This is a genomic window from Streptomyces sp. E11-3 (assembly GCF_046540415.1).
Classification (GTDB): Bacteria; Actinomycetota; Actinomycetes; order Streptomycetales; family Streptomycetaceae; genus Streptomyces.
Genome location: NZ_JAZGRL010000002.1, coordinates 1,810,369 through 1,828,911, shown reverse-complemented (window position 1 = coordinate 1,828,911; position 18,543 = coordinate 1,810,369). Strand labels below are relative to the sequence as shown.

The 18,543-nt window shown below is 72.3% G+C and carries 14 protein-coding genes, 1 pseudogene and 1 riboswitch; of the genes and pseudogenes, 6 read left to right on the top strand and 9 right to left on the bottom strand.

Going from position 1 to position 18,543, the window contains the following annotated elements:
- The 8 genes and pseudogenes from U9R90_RS27365 to U9R90_RS27330 form a co-directional block, all read right to left on the bottom strand.
- Positions 1-1,208 (bottom strand): DUF6777 domain-containing protein (locus U9R90_RS27365; protein ID WP_411059349.1); only part of this gene is annotated, 1,208 nt, incomplete at its 3' end.
- A 43-nt stretch (positions 1,209-1,251) separates the two neighbouring features.
- Complete coding sequence (locus U9R90_RS27360) at positions 1,252-2,649, bottom strand: protein kinase domain-containing protein (RefSeq protein ID WP_411059348.1); 1,398 nt, start codon at positions 2,647-2,649, stop codon at positions 1,252-1,254.
- Positions 2,650-2,856: 207 nt separating this feature from the next.
- Complete coding sequence (locus U9R90_RS27355) at positions 2,857-4,902, bottom strand: bifunctional glycosyltransferase 87/phosphatase PAP2 family protein (protein ID WP_411059347.1); 2,046 nt, start codon at positions 4,900-4,902, stop codon at positions 2,857-2,859.
- 153 nt (positions 4,903-5,055) lie between these two features.
- Positions 5,056-5,850 (bottom strand): annotated as a pseudogene (locus U9R90_RS27350) (ABC transporter ATP-binding protein); the annotation flags it as partial.
- Complete coding sequence (locus tag U9R90_RS27345; RefSeq protein WP_411059346.1) at positions 5,847-7,076, bottom strand: energy-coupling factor transporter transmembrane component T; 1,230 nt, start codon at positions 7,074-7,076, stop codon at positions 5,847-5,849. The gene U9R90_RS27345 and the pseudogene U9R90_RS27350, both read right to left, overlap by 4 nt.
- 14 nt (positions 7,077-7,090) lie before the next feature.
- The gene (locus U9R90_RS27340; protein ID WP_411059345.1) at positions 7,091-7,813 is read right to left on the bottom strand and encodes an SCO2322 family protein; all 723 of its coding nucleotides are present in this window, start codon (positions 7,811-7,813) and stop codon (positions 7,091-7,093) included.
- A gap of 17 nt (positions 7,814-7,830) precedes the next feature.
- Entirely contained in the window at positions 7,831-9,069 is a 1,239-nt protein-coding gene (locus tag U9R90_RS27335) for a prenyltransferase/squalene oxidase repeat-containing protein (RefSeq protein ID WP_411059344.1), read from the bottom strand.
- A gap of 124 nt (positions 9,070-9,193) precedes the next feature.
- Positions 9,194-9,271, bottom strand: a riboswitch (cobalamin riboswitch).
- 50 nt (positions 9,272-9,321) lie between these two features.
- Complete coding sequence (locus tag U9R90_RS27330; protein WP_411059343.1) at positions 9,322-9,837, bottom strand: NUDIX hydrolase; 516 nt, start codon at positions 9,835-9,837, stop codon at positions 9,322-9,324.
- A gap of 110 nt (positions 9,838-9,947) precedes the next feature.
- Between U9R90_RS27330 and U9R90_RS27325 the strand changes: the two genes are divergently transcribed.
- Positions 9,948-12,056 carry an ATP-binding protein gene (locus U9R90_RS27325; protein ID WP_411059342.1) on the top strand — a complete coding sequence of 703 codons (2,109 nt, stop codon included), beginning with the start codon at positions 9,948-9,950 and terminating at the stop codon, positions 12,054-12,056.
- On the opposite strand, the gene U9R90_RS27320 is transcribed toward U9R90_RS27325, so the two are convergent.
- Positions 12,038-13,090, bottom strand: coding sequence for an MBL fold metallo-hydrolase (locus U9R90_RS27320; protein WP_411059341.1), 1,053 nt, complete (start codon positions 13,088-13,090; stop codon positions 12,038-12,040). The two genes, U9R90_RS27325 and U9R90_RS27320, sit on opposite strands and share 19 nt — an antisense overlap.
- Before the next feature lie 106 nt (positions 13,091-13,196).
- Between U9R90_RS27320 and U9R90_RS27315 the strand changes: the two genes are divergently transcribed.
- The 5 genes from U9R90_RS27315 (at position 13,197) to U9R90_RS27295 (ending at position 18,441) form a co-directional block, all read left to right on the top strand.
- Positions 13,197-13,760: a GNAT family N-acetyltransferase gene (locus U9R90_RS27315; RefSeq protein WP_411059340.1), complete on the top strand. Its 564-nt coding sequence runs from the start codon at positions 13,197-13,199 to the stop codon at positions 13,758-13,760.
- A 70-nt stretch (positions 13,761-13,830) separates the two neighbouring features.
- A complete protein-coding gene (locus U9R90_RS27310) occupies positions 13,831-15,321 on the top strand; it encodes an aldehyde dehydrogenase (RefSeq protein ID WP_411059339.1) in 1,491 nt (496 codons plus the stop codon).
- A 7-nt stretch (positions 15,322-15,328) separates the two neighbouring features.
- A complete protein-coding gene (locus U9R90_RS27305; RefSeq protein WP_411059338.1) occupies positions 15,329-15,562 on the top strand; it encodes a ferredoxin in 234 nt (77 codons plus the stop codon).
- A 118-nt stretch (positions 15,563-15,680) separates the two neighbouring features.
- Positions 15,681-18,287, top strand: coding sequence for a class III lanthionine synthetase LanKC (gene lanKC, locus U9R90_RS27300; RefSeq protein ID WP_411059337.1), 2,607 nt, complete (start codon positions 15,681-15,683; stop codon positions 18,285-18,287).
- 40 nt (positions 18,288-18,327) lie between these two features.
- Positions 18,328-18,441, top strand: coding sequence for a SapB/AmfS family lanthipeptide (locus U9R90_RS27295; protein WP_411059336.1), 114 nt, complete (start codon positions 18,328-18,330; stop codon positions 18,439-18,441).
- The last annotated feature ends 102 nt before the right edge of the window (positions 18,442-18,543 follow it).

The following is an 18,543-nucleotide window of genomic DNA, read 5'->3' as shown; positions in this document are numbered from 1 at the left end:
GCCGTGGGGGTCGGGGATGCCGTCGGCGTTGGGGAAGCTGTAGGGGTCGGGGATGCCGTCGGCGTTGGGGATAACGATGTCGGCGTCGGGGATGATGTTGGCGTTGGGGATAACGATGTTGGCGGTGACGATTCCGGCGTGCCGGGTGGATCTAACTCCGACGAGCCGGGGGACTCCACGGGGTTCGATGTCCGAGGGGAGTCGACGGGGTCGGGTGACCTTGGGGAGGCCGTTCGCCTGGGTGACTCCACGGGGTCTGGTGATTCGGGTGACCTCGTTGATTCGGATGAGTCGGGGGACCGTGGTGAGTCAGGGGAGTCAGGGGAGTCGGGGGAGTCGGGCGAGTCGGGCGAGTCGGGGGACTCCGCTGGGGGTGACACCCCGGCGGACGAGCCGTCCGCGGAGTTCGGCTCCTCTACGGGCAGGGGAATCGTGGTCGGGGAGCCGTCCCGTTCGCCGTCCGAGCCCACCGGGCGGTCGAACGCCTCGGTGGGGTTGTGGGGGTCGACCAGGGTCAACTCCTCCAGCGGGTCCTGGTCTTCGGGGCGTGGTTCGACCGTGGCCACCCGGTCCTTGCTGAAGTCCTTCCAGGGGGCGCCGTCGTAGCTGGCCTTCTGGTAGTTGATCTTCTCGGTTACGGGCTGGAGCGGGTTGCCGCAGTTGCACTTCACGGCCGGGCGGGCGTAGGCGTCCACCAGGATGGCCACCCCCGCCTGGAGGACCGAGAGGTACGTGGACGACTTGCCTTTGCCCAGGTAGCTGTGGTTGCGCACCACCGTGTCGCGGACCAGTACCACGGGGGTGAGGTCTTCCTCGATGTGCGAGCGGATGTCGGTGGCGTCGATGCCGCGCAGGCTCGCCCAGGTGCTGGCGAGTTCGGGGTTGCGCTCCAGGCCCTTGACCAGGCGCTTCTTGTCGCACTGGCTGCGGCGGTCGGTGCCGCCGAAAGTGCCTGGGCGGTCGCCGGCCCGGCTGCCGCCGCCCAGCAGGGCCGATGACACGCCCTCGGTGTCGGTGTCCGGCACGGTGACGAACGGGTCGGGGCCGTTGTCGCCGGTGCCTTCCAGGCGCAACTGCGTGGCGCGGTCCGGCGCTTCGCGGCCAGCGTAGACGTACCAGCCGAGTGCGCTCACCAGGAGCACGATCGCCGCGAGCAGCGATCCGATGGTGATCTGGTCACGGCGTGGCACGGTGCTTCGTCGTCCCATGGTCTCTCCCCCGAAGGCGGCCTGGTCAGCCGCCCGTTCTCACTCAGTCATCACAGGACAGCCAGCCGCCCTGGCAGTTGCCGTCCGAGTACCCCGGTGACGGCTCGACGTTCCCGGTGTCTTCCGAGCCGTCGGACTCCCCGGGCTCCTTCGGCTCCGCTACCGACCCGTCGTCGGTGTCACTGGGCAGGTTCGCCGAGGGGCTGCTGCCCGGCCCTTCGCCGGGCTGCTGGGTCGTCCCGGCCTGTTGCTGGTTCAGTACGGCCACCGCGGTGCCCGCGCCGATGGCCAGCACCGCCGCGAGCGCCAGGGCCAGCATGACCAACCGGCGCCGGTGCGGCGGCGGTTCACCATGGCGCGGTCCGGTGCTCGCCGTCACGTGCGGTGTGGGGTGTGGTGGCCCGTACGTTCCCACCGGAGTCGCCGGGCCCCTCGGCGCGGTACGGGTGTGCGCGGCCGCCGCGGCAGACGCCGCGTACCCGCGCGGCGTGCCTGGTGGTGGCGGGCCCGGAAGGGACGCACCGGACGCCGTCCCCGTGCCGGCCGGCAGGGACGTGCTGGACGGCGGGCCCGGCGCGGGTGGCGCGGGTGCCGCCGCGGCCGACGGTTCGGCTCGGGAGATGACCGTCGCCGGGTGGGCCGCTGCCTGGAACAGGCGCTCCAGTTCCGCGTGGCCGGGGCGTGCGGCCGGGTCCTTGCGCAGGAGCGCCTGCAGGATCGGGGCGAGCGCTCCGGCCCGTACGGGCGGCGGCACCGGCTCGTCCGCCACTGCCTGGAGTGTGCTCAGGGCGGTGGTGCGCCGGAAGGGGGAGCGGCCCTCCACCATGACGTAGAGCGTGACGCCCAGCGACCACAGGTCGCTGGCGGGCTCGGCGGGTCTGCCGGAGACCCGCTCCGGCGGTAGGTACTCGGGGGAGCCGACTATCTCGTATGCCTGGGTGAGTTGGGCCGAGCCGTGGATCTGGGCGATGCCGAAGTCGGTCAGGACCACTCGGTTGTCGAGCTCTTCGACCAGGATGTTGCCGGGCTTCACGTCACGGTGCAGTACGCCGACGTCGTGGGCGCAGCGCAGGGCGCGCAGGACCGCGAGACCCACCTCGGCCGCGTGTGCGGGGTGCGGGGCGCCGTGTTCCTGGAGGATGTCCTGCAGGGAGCGGCCGCGGATCAGCTCCATCACGATCCAGGGGCGGTCGCCGTGCTCCACGATGTCATGCACGGTCACCACGTGCGGGTGCGTGATCTGCGCCGCCGCGCGGGCCTCCTTGCGGAGTCGCTCGTACAGGCGCCGTACGCCCTCTTCGAGCAGGTGGTCCGGTGCCTTGACCTCCTTGACCGCGACCTCGCGGTGCAGCAGCTCGTCCACGGCACGCCAGACGACGCCCATGCCCCCGGAACCCAGCGGTTCCAGGAGTCGGTAGCGGCCTACGAGCAGCGGCGGCACGGATGCTTCCGGTGCGCCTGAAGTTGACCCTGAAGTGGGCGTTGACCTGCGGATTTCCATGCTGTCCGCCCCCTCCCACAGCCCCGGTACCACCGTGGCATCCGCCCGGTAGTCAGACAAGACGGAGTGCGGGTGCGGTCGGTTCCCGGCCGGTTGAGGGGGCGGTGGTGCGGAAGCGCGTACTCCGCACCGGCGTACGCCCCCGGCTTACGTAGAGGTGCGGTTCGCGACGGCGGGGGTGGACGGGGAGGCGGAGGCGTCGGGTTGGTCCGGCACCCGGGGCTCCTGTACGGACTTCTTCGCCCTCGGTCCGGACAGCAGGTACACCAGGCCGAAACCCGCGCCCACCACGGCCGCGCCGCCCACCGCGTCCAGGACCCAGTGGTTGGCGGTGCCGACGATGGCGAGGAGGGTCAGCGTGGGGTGCAGCAGGCCGAAGAGCTTCATCCACAGCTTCGGAGCCAGGACGACGATGGCGACCCCGCACCACAGGGACCAGCCGAAGTGCAGCGAGGGCATCGCGGCGTACTGGTTGGTGACCCCGGTCAGCGTGCCGTAGTCCGGCTGGGAGAAGTCCTGTACGCCGTGCACCGTGTCCACGAAGCCGAGGTCCGGCATCAGGCGCGGTGGGGCCAGCGGGTAGAGCCAGAAGCCGAGCAGGGCCAGCACCGTGGCGAAGCCGAGTGCGCTGCGTGCCCAGCGGAAGTCGCCGGGGCGGCGGGCGTACAGGATGCCGAGGACGGTCAGCGGTACGACGAAGTGGAAGGACGTGTAGTAGAAGTTGAGGAACGACTCCAGCCACGGGGTGTCCACGACCACGCGGTTGAACCAGTGCTCGACGTCCAGGAACAGCGCTTGCTCGATGGCGTAGACCTGGCTGCCGTGCTCCTCGGCGGTGGCGCGGCTGCCGGCCGCCAGGATGCGGGTCTGCTGGTAGATCGAGTAGCCGACGCGGATCAGGAGGAGTTCGAGCAGGAGGTTGGGGCGGCTGAGCGCGCGGCGCCAGAACGGCACCAGCGGCACCCACGTCCAGCGGGCCGGGACCGGCGCCTCGTACGCGGTGGGCTCCGGCGTCTGGAAGTACGGCGAGGTGCGGGGCAGGAACGGCACCACACAGGCCGCCGCGAGCGCCGCGAGCAGGAGAGCGTTGTCCCGCACTGGGTGGGCGAAGCCCATGTTCGGCAGCATCATCTTCGCCGGCAGCGTCATCACGATGACAATGGCGATCGGCCAGACCAGCCGGTCCGATGCCCGCTTGCCGACCCGGCCGACCACCGCGAGCAGCACCCACAGCAGCTGGTGCTGCCAGGCCGTCGGAGAGATGGCGACGGCCACACAGCCGGTCACGGCGACCGCGAGCAGCAGCTGTCCGTCGTGGGCGTAGCGGACCGCGCGGCGCAGCCCGACCGCCGCGACGGCCGCCGCCAGCGTGAGGAACACGCCGATCTCCAGCGGGCCCTGGAGGCCGAAGCGGAGCAGCGCGCCGTGCAGCGACTGGTTGGCGACGCTGTCCGGGTTCGCGCCGAGACCGGTGCCCGCGAGCTGTCGGACCCAGTACGTCCACGAGTCCTGCGGCAGCGCGGCCCAGGCCAGGGCCGTACAGGCCGCGAAGGTCGCGGCGGTGGACAGCGCGGCACGTCGGCGCCCGGTGAACCAGAGCAGCGGCGCGAAGAGCAGCACGGTGGGCTGCAGGGCGGCGCCGACGCCGATCAGGACGCCCGACGCGCGTTCGCCGCGTACCGCGAAGCAGCCGAGGAGGACCAGCAGCACCGGGATGATGCTGGTCTGGCCGAGGTGCAGCGCGTTGCGCACCGGCAGCGAGAGCATGAGCAGGCAGATCGCCACGGGCGCCGCGAGCAGCGACGTACGCCGCGCGACCGGGGTGGGCAGGGCGCGGGCCGCGACCAGGCCGAGCACGGCGACCAGCAGGAGCGTGCCGAACGTCCAGCCGACACCGAGTGCTTGCTCGGCGGCGCGGGTGAGGGGTTTGAGGCCGAGCCCGGCGAACGGCGTACCGGCGAACGAGTCCGTGTCGTAGAGCGAACCGGTCACCCGCAGTACGCCGTCCGGGCCGACCCAGGTCTCGAGTTCGGCGAGGCGCTCACCTTTGGGGCTGCGCAGGACGACCACGATCTGCCGTACCGCCAGCACGGCGGCGAGCATCCACAGACCCGCCCGGGCGGCCCCTGTCCTGCTGCCCAGGCCCGCGGCCCCGAGGGCGCTCCTCAGCCCGTTCTGCTCCGCATTCGCCACGCCTCTTCGGCCCTCCGCCTGAATCCGACCCGCGCACGGTCCCCGTCCCCGGATCCTAAGGGGGCGCGCGATGTCCCTTCTGCACAGACGCAGGCAACCCCGCCTTCACCTGCCTGTCCACCGGTAATCACCGGACTTCTATGTGGAGGGGGCGGGTCGGNCCCGCCGTCGCGCGTCCCGTACCGACAGGGGCAGCGGGGACCAGCCCGCGAGGCGGCCCAGGCCGACCACCGGGGGGTAGACCGGGGAGATGGCCATGATGTCGGCGGGGGTGCCGATGAGCGGGGGCTGACCGGGGGAGGGGAGGAGGATGACCTGGTCGGCGTACTGGACGACGCGTTCCAGGCGGTGTTCGGCCATCAGGACCGTGGTGCCGAGGTCGTGGACCAGGCGTTGGAGTACGGCGAGGACTTCTTCCGCCGCTGCCGGGTCCAGCGCGGATGTGGGCTCGTCCAGTACCAGCACGCTCGGGTGCGGGGTGAGTACGGAGCCGATCGCGACGCGCTGCTGCTGGCCGCCCGAGAGCGTGCTGATCGGGCGGTCGCGCAGGTCGGCCAGGCCCAGCAGGTCCAGGGTCTCCTCGACGCGGCGGCGCATCACGTCCGGGGCGAGGCCCAAGGACTCCATGCCGTAGGCGAGTTCGTCCTCGACCGTGTCCGTCACGAAGTGCGAAAGCGGGTCCTGGCCGACCGTGCCGACGACATCGGCGAGCTCGCGCGGCTTGTGGGTGCGGGTGTCCCGCCCGGCGACGGTGACCCGGCCGCTCAGCGTGCCGCCCGTGAAGTGCGGGACCAGCCCGCTCACGGTGGAGAGGAGAGTCGACTTGCCGACTCCCGAGGGGCCGACGAGCAGCACGAGTTCGCCCTCGGGGATGGCCAGGTCGACCTCGCGGATGGTCGGCGCGGCGACGCCGTCGTAGGTGACCGTGACGTTCTCGAACCGGATCACGGGGTCTCCTGAGAGGGAGGTGCGGGTGCGACCCATGCGGGCAGCAGGCCGAGCAGTACGGACAGGGCGGGCCACAGCGGCAGTTCGGGCGCGGTCAGCGGGATCACTCCGGGGTGCAGCCCCACGGGGTCGTACGACGCGGCCCAGATCATCAGCCCCGCCACGGCCACCCCGGACCCCGACACCAGCCAGGCGCGCGCGCCCCAGCGATCGGGCCGGTACCGGCTGCGTACGCTGCGCCGCCCGCCGAGCCACAGGCCACCGAGCGCCGCCGCGAGCCCGCCGAGCAGCACCGGCAGCCCGAACCCCGCCCCCTCGGCGGCCAGCAGCCCGTACGTCCCGGCGCAGACGCCGAGCAGCCCGCCGAGGGTGAGGACGGCGGTGGTGCGGCGTACCGCGGCGGGCACCTGGGCGGTACGCCCGTACCCCCGCGCGTCCATCGCCGCGGCCAGCGCGACGGACCGCTCCAGCGCGCCCTCCAGGACCGGCAGCCCGACCTGCACCAGCCCGCGTACCCCGCTGTCCGGACGCCCCCGCAGCCGCCGCGCCTTCCGCAGCCGCTGTACGTCGGCGATCAGCTGCGGCGCGAACGTCATCGCCACCACGACGGCGACCCCCGCCTCGTACAGCGCACCCGGCAGCGACTTCAGCAGCCGCACCGGATTGGCGAGCGCGTTCGCCGCGCCCACGCAGATCAGCAGGGTGGCCAGCTTCAACCCGTCGTACAGCGCGAACAGCAGGCTCTCCGCACTGACCCGACCGCCGATCCGCACCCCCTTGGCCCACTCCGGCAGCGGCACCTCGGGCAGCGTGAACAGCACATGCGTACCGGGGATCGGCGACCCGAGGAACACCGCGAAGCCGAGGCGGATCGCGATCACGGCGAGTCCGAGCTTGACGAAGGCCCCGTAACTGCGCGCCCAGGGCGCATCGGTACGCCGTACCGCGACCACATACCCCGCGACCCCGACCAGCAGCCCGAGCAGCAGCGGATTGGTCGTCCGCGACGCGGCGGTGCCCAGGCCCAGTGCCCACACCCACCAGGCCCCGGAGTGCAGTGCGTCGCTCCGCCCGGCCTCAGGCGCGAACGCCCTGGCACGCCGGTCGGCCCTGCCCCTGCGCCCCGCCGCCGCGGACCCCAGCGCGCCCGCGAGCCCGCGTTCCCGAGGCGTGCCGGACGGGCCCGGGTACCCCGAGCCCGCCGTCGTCTCGCCGTCGTGCCTCATCCCAGGTCCCGGCGTCAGCCGCGTCGGCGGCGTGCCTGCCAGACGGCGGCGGCGCCGAGTGCGAGCACCGCGGCGAGGCCTGCGAGCAGACCCGCGGACGGACCGTCGTCGGAAGAGTCGGAAGAGGAGTCAGACGCGGAGCCGGACGAGGGCGCGGCCTGGCCATCGGCGGCCGGGGACTCCTGCTTGTCGCCGCCGCTGCCGGAGACCTGGTCGCCGCACCCCGTCTTCGGATAGCCCGCGATCGCGCACAGCAGCGCGTTGCTGTCGTAGCGCAGCGGCTTCGCGACCTCCGCGAGCGCCTCCGCCGTGGTCGCGTCCGGGGCGACCTGTGCGCAGACGGCACGCGCCTGCTGCGGGGTCTCACCCTTCGGCGCGTCCCCGGCCGTGCCGAAGTCGATGATCAGCGCCACCCGCTTGCGGCCTTCCCGCGCGGGGGTCTCCTCGCAGGCCGACGCGAAGGTGGCCGCCGCGCCCGCGCTCTCGCCGGCGCGCGGCTTCGCGGCGTCCTGCGAGTCCTCGCTCACCGCGAACCGGAAGCCCTGGACGTCCCCGTCCGCGGGCCGCGTGGTCGACGGGCCCTGCTGGGCGTACGTCCACGTGTCGCCGTCCAGGTCCCAGAAGGACCAGTACCGGTACCCGGCGGCCTGCGCCGGGACGGCGGCGGCGCAGAGCACCGCGAGCAGGACACCGAGCAGGAGGGCGCCGAGCCCGAGGCGGCGAGGTCGAGCGATCACGCGAACGAGGGTCACGGCTACTGCTTCTTCTTGTTGCGGGCGCTGATCAGGAAGCCGATGCCGACGCCCGCGACCAGGCCGACCCCGATGATCCACCAGGTGGCGACGGAGCCGGAGTCATCGGAAGCGGAGTCCTTGCCGTCCGCGTCCGAGTCCGCGTCGCCCTTGGGCTTGGCGGTCGCCTGGGGCTCGGGACCGGTCTTGTTGAGCGCGCTCACCAGGTCCGTACCGCCGAAGTCGCGCGCGTCGCCACCCGTCGCGCGCACGGCGAAGATCAGCTTGGCGTACGCGGCGGGACCGGCCTCCTTCGCCCAGGACGCGGCGTTCTTCTCCAGCCAGGCGACCGAGTCCTTCGCCTGCTCGCCAAGCCCGGCCGTGCCCAGCGCCGCGACCGCGTCCGCCGTGGTGCCGTAGTCGGGCTGGTCGTCGGCGCCCGGAGTGGGGGCCACCAGGTAGCCGTCCTTGGCGAGCGCGTCGGTCAGATACGCGGCGCCGTTCAGGGCGGCCTGCTCCGCGCTGTCCGCCTTGGCGCACTTGGGCGCGGAACGCGTCTCGCCGCCCTGCGCGCCGAGGCCCTCGCCGAGCCCGCCGAGCACGCCCGCGGCCGTGGCGCTCGCGTTGGCGCCGAGCTTGCCGGACTTGAAGTCCGCCAGGCCGAACGCGCCGTCGCCCTTGTCGCAGTCCATGGAGAGCGCGAGCAGCGCGTCGTACGCCGTCTTGTCCTTGGTGGACGTCACCGCGTCCGGCTTCTCGCCGCTCGCGGCCAGTGCCCCGACCACCATGCCGGTGGTGTTCACATCGCTGTCGGCGCCGGGCGTGTAGCCCCAGCCGCCGTCCGCGTTCTGGATCGACTTCAGCCAGGCCACGGACTTCTTCGCGGTGGCGTCCTGCCCGCCGAGCGCGCTCAGCGCCTGCACCGCGGCGGCTGTCGAGTCGGTGGCGAACTCCGTCTTGGAGTCGCAGGGCTCGGTCGGGTCGGCGCGGAAGGCCGCGAAGCCGCCGCTGGCGCACTGCTGGCGGGCCAGCCACTCGACGGCCTTCGCCGCGGGCTCGACCCCCACGGTGTCCTGCGCGAGCAGCGCGTACGACTGCCGGAAGACGCCGTCGAACTGCGGGTCCTTGTCTCCGTACAGACCAGAGGGGAGGCTCACGGGCGCCGAGGGCGACGGCGACTCGTCGGCGACGGCGGCCGGGGTGGCGGCCGCGCAGAGTACGGCGGTGGCGGCCAGCGCGGCGGCGCTGCGGCGAACGTTCATGCGGGCGGGTGCCTCTCCTGCGGGGAGCCGGGCACGGGCCCGCGAAGGCACCGGGCTCCGGTTCCGTTACCTCGACGGTGCCGGTCGCCGGGGTTCCGGCGACGGGAGCCACTCACGTCCGACTGGGCATTCCGGCTCACCGCCGGGGAATTTCGGCGGGCATACGGTTGCGGGTCAGCGCCGGAATCGCACCGGCTTCCCCCGTACGGGCGTGGTGATGACCTGCCCACTCTACCGGCCGGCCGAAGCTCGTTACCGGCCGGTCGAACAGCGGCTCGCCCGGAGCCGCTCGTACGCCTCCACCGCGTCCGACACGAACGGCATCCGGCCCATCGCATCCCGCAGCTCGCCCTCGGTCCACCATCCGTGCCACGCGAGCTCCGCGGGGTCGGGCGAGATCGCCGACGCCGGGACGACGGCCTCGTGCACCCCCATCCAGTACGGGCTGATCTCCCCGCGGCACAGAAAGGTCACCCCGTGCCGCACCGCCACCCGCACCCCCAGCTCCTCCTCGACCTCCCGCGCCGCGCCCTCGGCGTACGACTCGCCGACGTCCACCGCCCCGCCCACCATCCAGTTGTACTGGCCGGGAAACCGGGACATCCCGTCCGGCCGCCGATGCACCAGAATCCGCCCCTCCGCATCGCGGCACACGGTGGTCGCGATCCGGTGCAGCCACCCCCGTCGGACGGCCTCACCCCGCTCCACCACCTCCATGACCTGGTCCCGCTCGTCCACCCGCTCCACCAGTTCACGCCGTATAGCCATGCGACGCACGATGCCAGAGTGACCTCGATGGCTCTCTAGCGGTTGATCACCGGCCCGGACAGACTGGGAGGCGCCCACGGCGGGGGAGCCGGGTAGGGGAGGGGCGAGCAGTGTCGGAGAAAACAGCGCAACCACCACCCGGCGGGCAGCCGGGCAACCTGCCACCGGAGACCACCAGCTTCGTCGGCCGCGAAACGGAACTGGACCTGCTCGCCCACGTGTTGGCGGACCGCGCCCGGGACACCTTCGGTGGCCGGCTGGTCACCCTCACCGGCGCCGGCGGCGTCGGCAAGACCCGGCTCGCGCTGCGGGCCGCCGCGCGGGTCAGTGCCAGTTTCCCGGACGGGGTGTGGCTGACGGAGCTCTCTCCGCTGCGGGACCCGGACCTGGTGGGCCTCGCCCTCACCCAGGCGCTGCAACTGACCGACCAGTCCGCCCGCCCGGTCGTCGACACGCTCGCCGACTGGCTCCGGGACAAGCGGCTGCTGCTGGTACTCGACTCCTGCGAACACCTGCTCGCCGGCTGCGCACAGACCCTGCTGACGCTGCTCGCGGCCGCGCCGGGCATCTGTGTCCTGGCCACCAGCAGACAGCCGCTCGGCGTCGGCGGCGAGCAGCAGGTGGACGTCGACCCGCTGCCGGTCACCGACACCGAACACACCGCGGCGGCCACACTGTTCGCCCAGCGGGCCGCGGCCGCCGCCCCCGGCTTCCGGCTCGACGCAGCCAACCGCGAGACCGTACTGGGCATCTGCCGCCGCCTCGACGGCGTACCGCTCGCGATCGAACTGGCCGCCGCCCAGCTGCCCGAGCTGTCGGTAGGGAGCCTGTACGAGCGCCTCGCCGACCGGCTGCCGTCCCGGCTCGACCTGCTCGCCACCCGGGACGAGCGGGGACTGCCCCGCCACCAGGCCCTGCGCACCACCATCGGCTGGAGCAACGAGCTGTGCGAACCGCTGGAGCGGCTGCTGTGGGCCCGGCTCTCGGTGTTCGCCGGAACCTTCGGCGTGGAGGCGGCCGAACGGGTCTGCGCGGGCGGCCCGTTGCCCGCGTACCGGGTGGTGGAGCTGCTCGCCCGGTTACTCGACAAGTCGATCGTCCGCCGCGACCAGCGGGACTTCAACCGGCTCCGGATGCTCGACACGGTGGCCGAGTACGGCACCGACTGGCTGCGCCAGCTCGGCGACGAGCACCGGATGCGATGGCGGCACCTGGACTACTACCGGGACCTGGTCCACCGCGGCTGCGCGGAGTGGAACAGCGCCCGCCAGGTCCAGTGGTGCGACCGTATCGTCGCAGAACACAGCAACCTGCGCGCGGCGGTGGACTTCGCCCTGGCGGAGCCCGAGGCCGCGGTGGCCCTGGACATGGCGGCCCACACCGGCTTCCTGTGGCGGCACTGTGGTTACGGTCGGGACGCCGCCGCCTGTCTGGACCGGGTGCTCACGGTCGACGCGGAGCCGGGTCCGGTGCGCACGCTGGCCCTGTGGAGCCGGGGCACCGTCGCGATCCTCCAGGGCGATCTGGACGAGGCGGACGTGTGGGCGGGTCTGGCGGCCGAGGCGGCGGCGGAGCAGGGGGACCCGCGGGTGATCGCCGCCACCCGCTATCTCACGGGCAGCGGGCCGCTCCTGCGCGGCCGGTTCGACGAGGCGATCAAGGCGTACCGTCAGCCGGAGGGGGTACCGCTCGGCAGCGACTGGTGCGGCTCGGCGATGCTGCAGGCGCGGTGCGGCGTCACCTTCGCCCATCAGCTGACGGGCCGGTTCGACCAGGCCCGCGAGGTGGGTGAGGAGCTGTGGCAGGACTGCGTACGGATCGGCGAACGCTGGGTGCGGGCCTGGACCGACCCCATGCTGGCCCAGGTGGCGCTGGCCGCGGGCGACGCGGCCGAAGCGGAGCGCCGGGCCCGCGAGGGGACGGTGGGCCACGGGCTGCTGCACAACTCCGCGGGGATCGGCCATGCCCTGGACGCGCTGGCCGAAGCCGTCCTGGCCCGTGGCGACGCGGCCCGCGCCGCCGTACTGCTCGGCGTCAGTGACGGGTTCTGGAGCCTGGCGGGCCGGGCCCACATGGACTCCCCTCAACTGCGGGCGGCCAGACAGGCCTGCGAGGACCGCGCGAGAGAGGTCATCGGCAGCGCGGCGTACGACAAGGAGTACCGCGTGGGCCTGGAGATGACGAACGAGGAAGGCCTCGCCTACGCCACCGCACGGTAGGCGACCGGCTCACCGCCCGGCACGGCCTCCGCGTGGCCCAGCTTCACCAGGCGCCGCAGATGCGCCTCCGCCTCCGACACGGCGATGTTCCGCGACCCGTACGGGATCTGCTCCCAGGGCCGGTTCCACTCCATGCGTACGGCGAGCTGCCAGGGGGTGAGCGGGGTGGCGAGGAGGGCGCGCAGGCCGCGCAGCCGCTCCTCGTGGTGGTCGAGCAACTCCCGTACCCGCGCGGGCGCGTCGGTGAAGGCGTACTGGTGGGCCGGGAGCACCTCGGCGACGCCCAGGCGCCCGACCCGCTCCAGGGAGTCCAGGTAGTCGCCGAGCGGATCGGTCACGGTGGTGTCGTCCGGGTCCTCGTACAGACCGATGTGCGGGGTGATCCCGGGCAGCAGATGGTCGCCGGAGAAGAGCCGCCCGCGGCCCGGCTTACCGGCCGGGTGATCCTCCTCCAGGTGCAGGCAGATATGGCCCGGTGTGTGCCCCGGGGTCCAGATGGCGCGCAGCCTGCGGCCCGCGAGGTCGAGGAGTTCGCCGGGCGTGATGTCCCGGTCCGGGAGCGCGGCGTCGAGCCCCGGCAGGGTGCGCAGCGTGCCGGACTCGCGGGCGGCGAGCAGGGGAGCGAGGTGGTCGTCGGGGGCGCCGGCGGTGGTGAGTTTGTCGGTGAGGTAGTCGATCCAGCGCTCGGGCCGCTGCTCGCGGGTGCGGCGTACGACGTGGGCGTCGGCCGGGTGCATCGCGATCCAGGCGCCGGACGCCTCGCGCACCTTGCCGGACAGGCCGTGGTGGTCGGGATGGTGGTGGGTGACGACCACGCCGTGCAGCTCACCAACGGCGACCCCGCAGTCGGCGAGCCCCGCCACGAGGGTGTCGTACGAGGTGGGGTCGTCCCAGCCGGTGTCGATTAGCACCGGCCCACGGTCGGTGTCCAGGAGGTGGACGAGGGTGTGGCCCAGGGGGTTGTCCGGGATGGGGACCTTGATGCTCCATACGCCCCCGCCGTGCTCGGTCACCTGCGTCGTCGTGGAGCTCATGGAGCCACTATAACTAGAACTAGTTTCAATAGTAGCCCAAGTCTACTGTTACGCCAGGCCAGTTGCCGGGGCCGGTTGCGGGGTCAGTCGATGGAAGACTCGCGCCATGCGTGATCAACTGGAAACCCCTTCGGGGCTGGTGCTACGTCAGTGGGCGGACGGGGACGCCCATGCGGTGGCGAACGCCTTCGCCGACCCCCTCATGCGCGGCCAGAACAACGAGCCCGTGGACTCCCCGCCCGCCGCTGAGCAGTGGATCGGCGAGCGCCGCGCCGACTGGGCCGCGGGGTCCGCGTTCGCCTTCGCCGTGGCGGACGGCGGTGGCGCCGTACTCGGCCAGGTCTCCGTCGGCGCGGTGAACCGGCGCCACTCCATCGGCTGGGTCTCGTACTGGACCACGCCCGCGGCCCGCGGTCGCGGCGTGGCCTCCCGCGCCTGCCAGGCGGCCGCCGACTGGGCCTTCACCGACGCCGGGCTCTTCCGCCTGGAGCTGGGCCACCGCGTCAACAACCCCGCCTCATGCGCGGTCGCCCGCGCCGCCGGCTTCGCCATAGAGGGGCGGCAGCGCCAGAAACTCGCCTACGACGGCATCCGCTACGACGTCGAACTCCACGCCCGCCTGGCAACGGACCCGGCCAAAGCCGCCCACACCGTGGACTACTCCAACTAGAACTGGTATCAGTTCTGCAGGTCTGAATCTGAAGCAACGTCAGAAACCGCCCCGCGGGAGGCAGTCGGCCATGACCGAACTTGTGGAACACGGAAAGCTGTTCATCGGCGGAGAGTGGGTCGCCCCGCACGGCAAGGGCGTCATCGAGGTGATCTCCCCGCACACCGAGCAGGTCATCGGACGCGTACCGCACGCCGCGCCCGCCGACGTGGACCGCGCCGTCGCCCTCGCCCGCAGGGCCTTCGACGAGGGCCCCTGGCCGCGCATGACGCTCGACGAGCGGATAGCCGTCGTCACCAGGATCAAGGACGCGTTCGCGGTACGGCACGAGGAGATCGCCCGCGTCATCAGCTCCGAGAACGGCACCCCGTACACCTCCAGCGTGATGGTCCAGTCGCTCGCCTCGATGATGGTGTGGGAGGCCGCGCTCAGCACCGCACGCGACTTCACCTACGAGGAGCAGCGCGACGGCATACTCGGCAAGATCCTCGTCCGGCGCGAGCCCGTCGGCGTCGTGGCGGCCGTCGTCCCGTGGAACGTCCCGCAGTTCACCGCGGCCGCCAAGCTGGCCCCCGCGCTGCTCGCGGGCTGCCCGGTGATCCTCAAGGTCTCGCCCGAAACGCCGCTGGACGCCTACCTGCTGGCCGAGATCGCCGCCGAGGCCGGGCTCCCCGCAGGCGTCCTCTCGATCATCCCCGCGGACCGCGAGGTCAGCGAGTACCTGGTGGCGCACCCGGGCGTCGACAAGGTGTCGTTCACCGGCTCGGTGGGGGCGGGCAAGCGCGTCATGGAGGTCTGCTCCCGCAACCTCACCCGGGTCACCCTGGAACTGGGTGGCAAGTCGGCCGCGATCATCCTGCCGGACGCCGACGCGGCCACCGCCGTCGCCGGGATCGTGCCCTTCGCCTGGATGATCAACGGCCAGGCCTGTGTGGCCCAGACCCGCATCCTCGTACCGCGCAGCCGCTACGACGAGTTCGCCGAGGCCTTCGCGGCCGCCGCGGGCGCCCTGAAGATCGGTGACCCGCTCGACCCGGCCACCGAACTGGGCCCACTGGTCGCCAAACGCCAGCAGCAGCGCTCCCTCGACTACATCCGGATCGGCCAGGAGGAAGGCGCCAAGATCCTCACCGGCGGCGGCCGCCCGGCAGGGCTGGCGAAGGGCTGGTACGTCGAGCCGACGCTCTTCGGCGGAGTGGACAACTCGATGCGGATCGCCCGGGAGGAGATCTTCGGCCCGGTCATCTGCCTGCTGCCGTACGGCGATGAGACCGAGGCCGTGAAGATCGCCAACGACTCGGACTACGGCCTGAGCGGCAGCGTCTGGACCGCCGACGACGAGCGCGGCATCGAGATCGCACGCCAGGTCCGAACCGGAACGTACAGCGTGAACACCTTCAGCCTCGACATGCTCGGCCCGTTCGGCGGCTACAAGAACTCCGGTCTGGGACGGGAGTTCGGACCTGAGGGGTACGGCGAGTACTTCGAGCATAAGATGATCCACCTGCCCAACACGTATACATCAGCTACATCAGCCGCCGACGCGGCGGGCGAGGGGTGAGTGCCTCATGGGAGACCGCTGGCACATGGAGGTGGACCGGGGGGTCTGCATCGGCTCCGGCATGTGCGTGAACCACGCGCCGGACGGCTTCCGGCTGGACACCGCCCGGCAGTCGCACCCCGTAGCCCCCGAGACGGACGCGAACGAGAAGCTGCTGGAGGCGGCCGAGGGCTGCCCGGTGGAGGCGATCACGATCACCCTCCTGGCAGGCGGCGACCCCGTGTTCCCACCCGAGGACTAGCCGAGCGGGTCCATCCTCCAACCGTGCGTTTCGCACGGCGATCCGATGACAGCCGTGACTGTCCGCCCCTTTCCCGCCATGGAAATCTCGGTGCTCGACACGACCGGGAAGGGGCACGATGGACAAGCGGTACGAGGTCTACGCGCTGGCCGACAGGTGCTTCTACGAGACCCCCAACCGGCTGTCCACCAGCGCACCCGCCGCGCTGTACGAGACCGCCCGCCGCCCCGTGCCCGCGGGGTGGCGGACCCGGCGCGTGGCCGACTGGCTGGTCTGCGCACCCGTGGACGAGGCCGGAGAGCCGCTGCCCGCACCCCCACAAGGCTGGAAAATCCACGTCTCGGCCACCGGCGAGACCGCCGACAAGACCGCCGCGGCGGTGTGGGACTACTGCGTACCGCGCGGCATCCCCTTCAAGTTCGTACCGGCAGCGCACCTCCTCCACCTGCGCAACAGCAAGTACGCCCCCCGCGACAACAGCGGCAAGTTCGCCACCCTCTACCCGGCCGACGAGAAGCAACTGCACACCGTACTCACCGACTTGGGACGGGACCTCGACGGCTTCGAAGGCCCCTACATCCTCACCGACCTGCGCTGGCGCGAGGGGCCCCTGTACGTCAGATACGGCGCGTTCGCGAGGCGGTTCTGCCTGGACGGGCGCGGCACGCTGGTCCCCGCGATCGAGGACCCCAGGCGCGGCCTGGTCCCGGACCCACGGGACCCCACCTTCCACACCCCCGACTGGGTGACGCTCCCCGCCTTCCTCGAACCCCACCTCACCGCCCGCAACGCGACCACCGTCGGAGACCTCCCGTACCGCATCGAGAAGGCCCTGCACTTCTCCAACGGAGGCGGGGTGTACGCGGGCACCGACACCCGTGACGGCCGCAAGGTCGTCCTCAAGGAAGGGCGGCCGCACGCGGGTCTGGCCGCCGACGGAGCCGACGCCGTCGCCCGCCTCACCCGCGAGAAGGCCGCACTGGAGCAACTGACGGGCCTGGGCGTCGCACCCGAGGTACGCGACTGGTTCACGCTGGGCGACCACAGCTTCCTGGTCATGGACTTCCTGCCGGGCCGCACCCTCAACTCGTTCCTGGCCAAACGCCACCCACTGTGCACCAGCGACCCCGACCCAGCGGCCATCGCCGCGTACACAATGTGGGCGCTACGCATCCACCGAGCCGTAGAAGAGGCCGTGACGGCGGTACACGCACGCGGCGTGGTCTTCAACGACCTCCACCTCTTCAACATCATGGTGGCCCCGGACGAGGAATCCGTGGCCCTACTCGACTTCGAAGCGGCCACGACGGGTGACAGTGGACGCCAAGTAGTAGCCCACCCCGGCTTCATGGCGCCAACGGACCGCACCGGCAAGGACATCGACCACTACGCACTAGCCTGCCTGCGCATAGCACTCTTCCTCCCCATCACCTCACTCTTCGCCATCGACCGTGGGAAGGCCGCGCATCTGGCAGCGGTAGCGGCCGGCCTGTTCCCCGCCCTACCGGACGGCTTCCTCGACGAGGCCGTAGCGGAGATCACCCGCGATGGCGACCGGGCGCCGGCCTCCCAGGGGGGCGGGGCCGGCGCCACCTCGGGGGCGCCGCCCGTCGAGCCCGGCGACTGGCCACGCAGCCGGGACTCGATGGTCGGGGCGATCCTCGCCTCCGCCACACCGGACCGCGACGACCGGCTGTTCCCCGGCGACATCGCCCAGTTCTCCGAAGGCGGCGGCCTAGGCCTGGCGCACGGCGCAGCCGGAGTCCTCTACGCCCTCGCCGAGACCGGCGCCAACCGCTACGAACAGGGCGAGCACTGGCTCCTCGCGCACACCGACCCGGTCCCCGCGGGCACTCCACTGGGCCTGTACGACGGGCTGGCAGGCGTCGCCTACGTCCTGGACCGACTCGGCCACCGCCAGCGCGCCCTCGACCTCGCCGACCAGATCCTGCGCGAGCCGTGGCAACAGCTCACCCCGGACCTGCACAGCGGCCTGGCGGGTCTCGGCCTCGCACTCACCTCTCTCGCCCGCACCACCGGCGAGACCACCCTGCACGGATACGCCCTACGAGCCGCACAGCTCATCGCCGAACGCCAGCCGCCGCCCACCCAACGCCGCGCCGGACTCCTGCGCGGCAGCACCGGCGCCGCGCTGCTCTTCCTCCGCCTGCACGAGCGCACCGGTTCCCCCGAACTCCTCGACCTGGCCGCGCAAGCACTCCGCGCCGACCTGGGCTGCTGCGTCACCCAGCCGGACGGCAGCCTCGCCGTGGACGAGGGCTGGCGCACCATGCCCTACGTCGGCGACGGCAGCGTAGGCATCGGCCTGGTCATCGACGACTACCTCGCCCAGGCCGCCGACGAGGAGTTCACCCGGGCCCGCACCGGCATCCTGGCCGCCGCCCGCTCCGGCTTCTACGCCCAACCCGGCCTGTTCCAGGGCCGCGCGGGCATGATCCTGCACCTCAGCCGCAGCCCAGAGGGCACGGCCGACCGGCTGGCCGAGCAGATCGAGGCACTCAGCTGGTACGCCATGCCCTACGCGGGCCAACTGGCCTTCCCTGGCGACCAGATGATGCGCCTGTCCATGGACCTGGCCACCGGCACCGCGGGCTGCCTGCTCGCCCTCGGCGCGGCCCTGGGCGACACCGACGCACACCTGCCGTTCCTGCCGCCGCGATCGCGGCCCCCAAGCCGGCTCCGCGACACCTCGTCGGAGTCGTAGCAAGACCGTCCCCACATCCTGAACAGAAAGGACCAGGACCATGGCACTTCTCGACCTGCAGAACATGGAAACCGAGCTCACCGGCGGCGGCGACGTCAGCTACGCCAGCCTGCTGCTCTGCGGCGACAGCGGTCTCAGCGTCATCACCTGCTGACCCCAGCCGCGTGCGCGGATCCGGGTGGCCCCTCCCATCGGGGGGCCACCCGCGGTCCGTCCACCGCGAGGCGGCGCCCTGTGCCGGGGGGGTGTTGCCCTC

Excerpts from the sequence above, each read along its gene's own strand:
- lanKC (WP_411059337.1), top strand. The coding sequence starts at position 15,681 with ATGGACAAGCGGTACGAGGTCTACGCGCTGGCCGACAGGTGCTTCTAC.
- U9R90_RS27320 (WP_411059341.1), bottom strand. The coding sequence starts at position 13,090 with ATGAGCTCCACGACGACGCAGGTGACCGAGCACGGCGGGGGCGTATGG.
- U9R90_RS27330 (WP_411059343.1), bottom strand. The coding sequence starts at position 9,837 with ATGGCTATACGGCGTGAACTGGTGGAGCGGGTGGACGAGCGGGACCAG.
- U9R90_RS27295 (WP_411059336.1), top strand. The coding sequence starts at position 18,328 with ATGGCACTTCTCGACCTGCAGAACATGGAAACCGAGCTCACCGGCGGC.
- U9R90_RS27345 (WP_411059346.1), bottom strand. The coding sequence starts at position 7,076 with ATGAGGCACGACGGCGAGACGACGGCGGGCTCGGGGTACCCGGGCCCG.
- U9R90_RS27335 (WP_411059344.1), bottom strand. The coding sequence starts at position 9,069 with ATGAACGTTCGCCGCAGCGCCGCCGCGCTGGCCGCCACCGCCGTACTC.
- U9R90_RS27305 (WP_411059338.1), top strand. The coding sequence starts at position 15,329 with ATGGGAGACCGCTGGCACATGGAGGTGGACCGGGGGGTCTGCATCGGC.
- U9R90_RS27310 (WP_411059339.1), top strand. The coding sequence starts at position 13,831 with ATGACCGAACTTGTGGAACACGGAAAGCTGTTCATCGGCGGAGAGTGG.
- U9R90_RS27315 (WP_411059340.1), top strand. The coding sequence starts at position 13,197 with ATGCGTGATCAACTGGAAACCCCTTCGGGGCTGGTGCTACGTCAGTGG.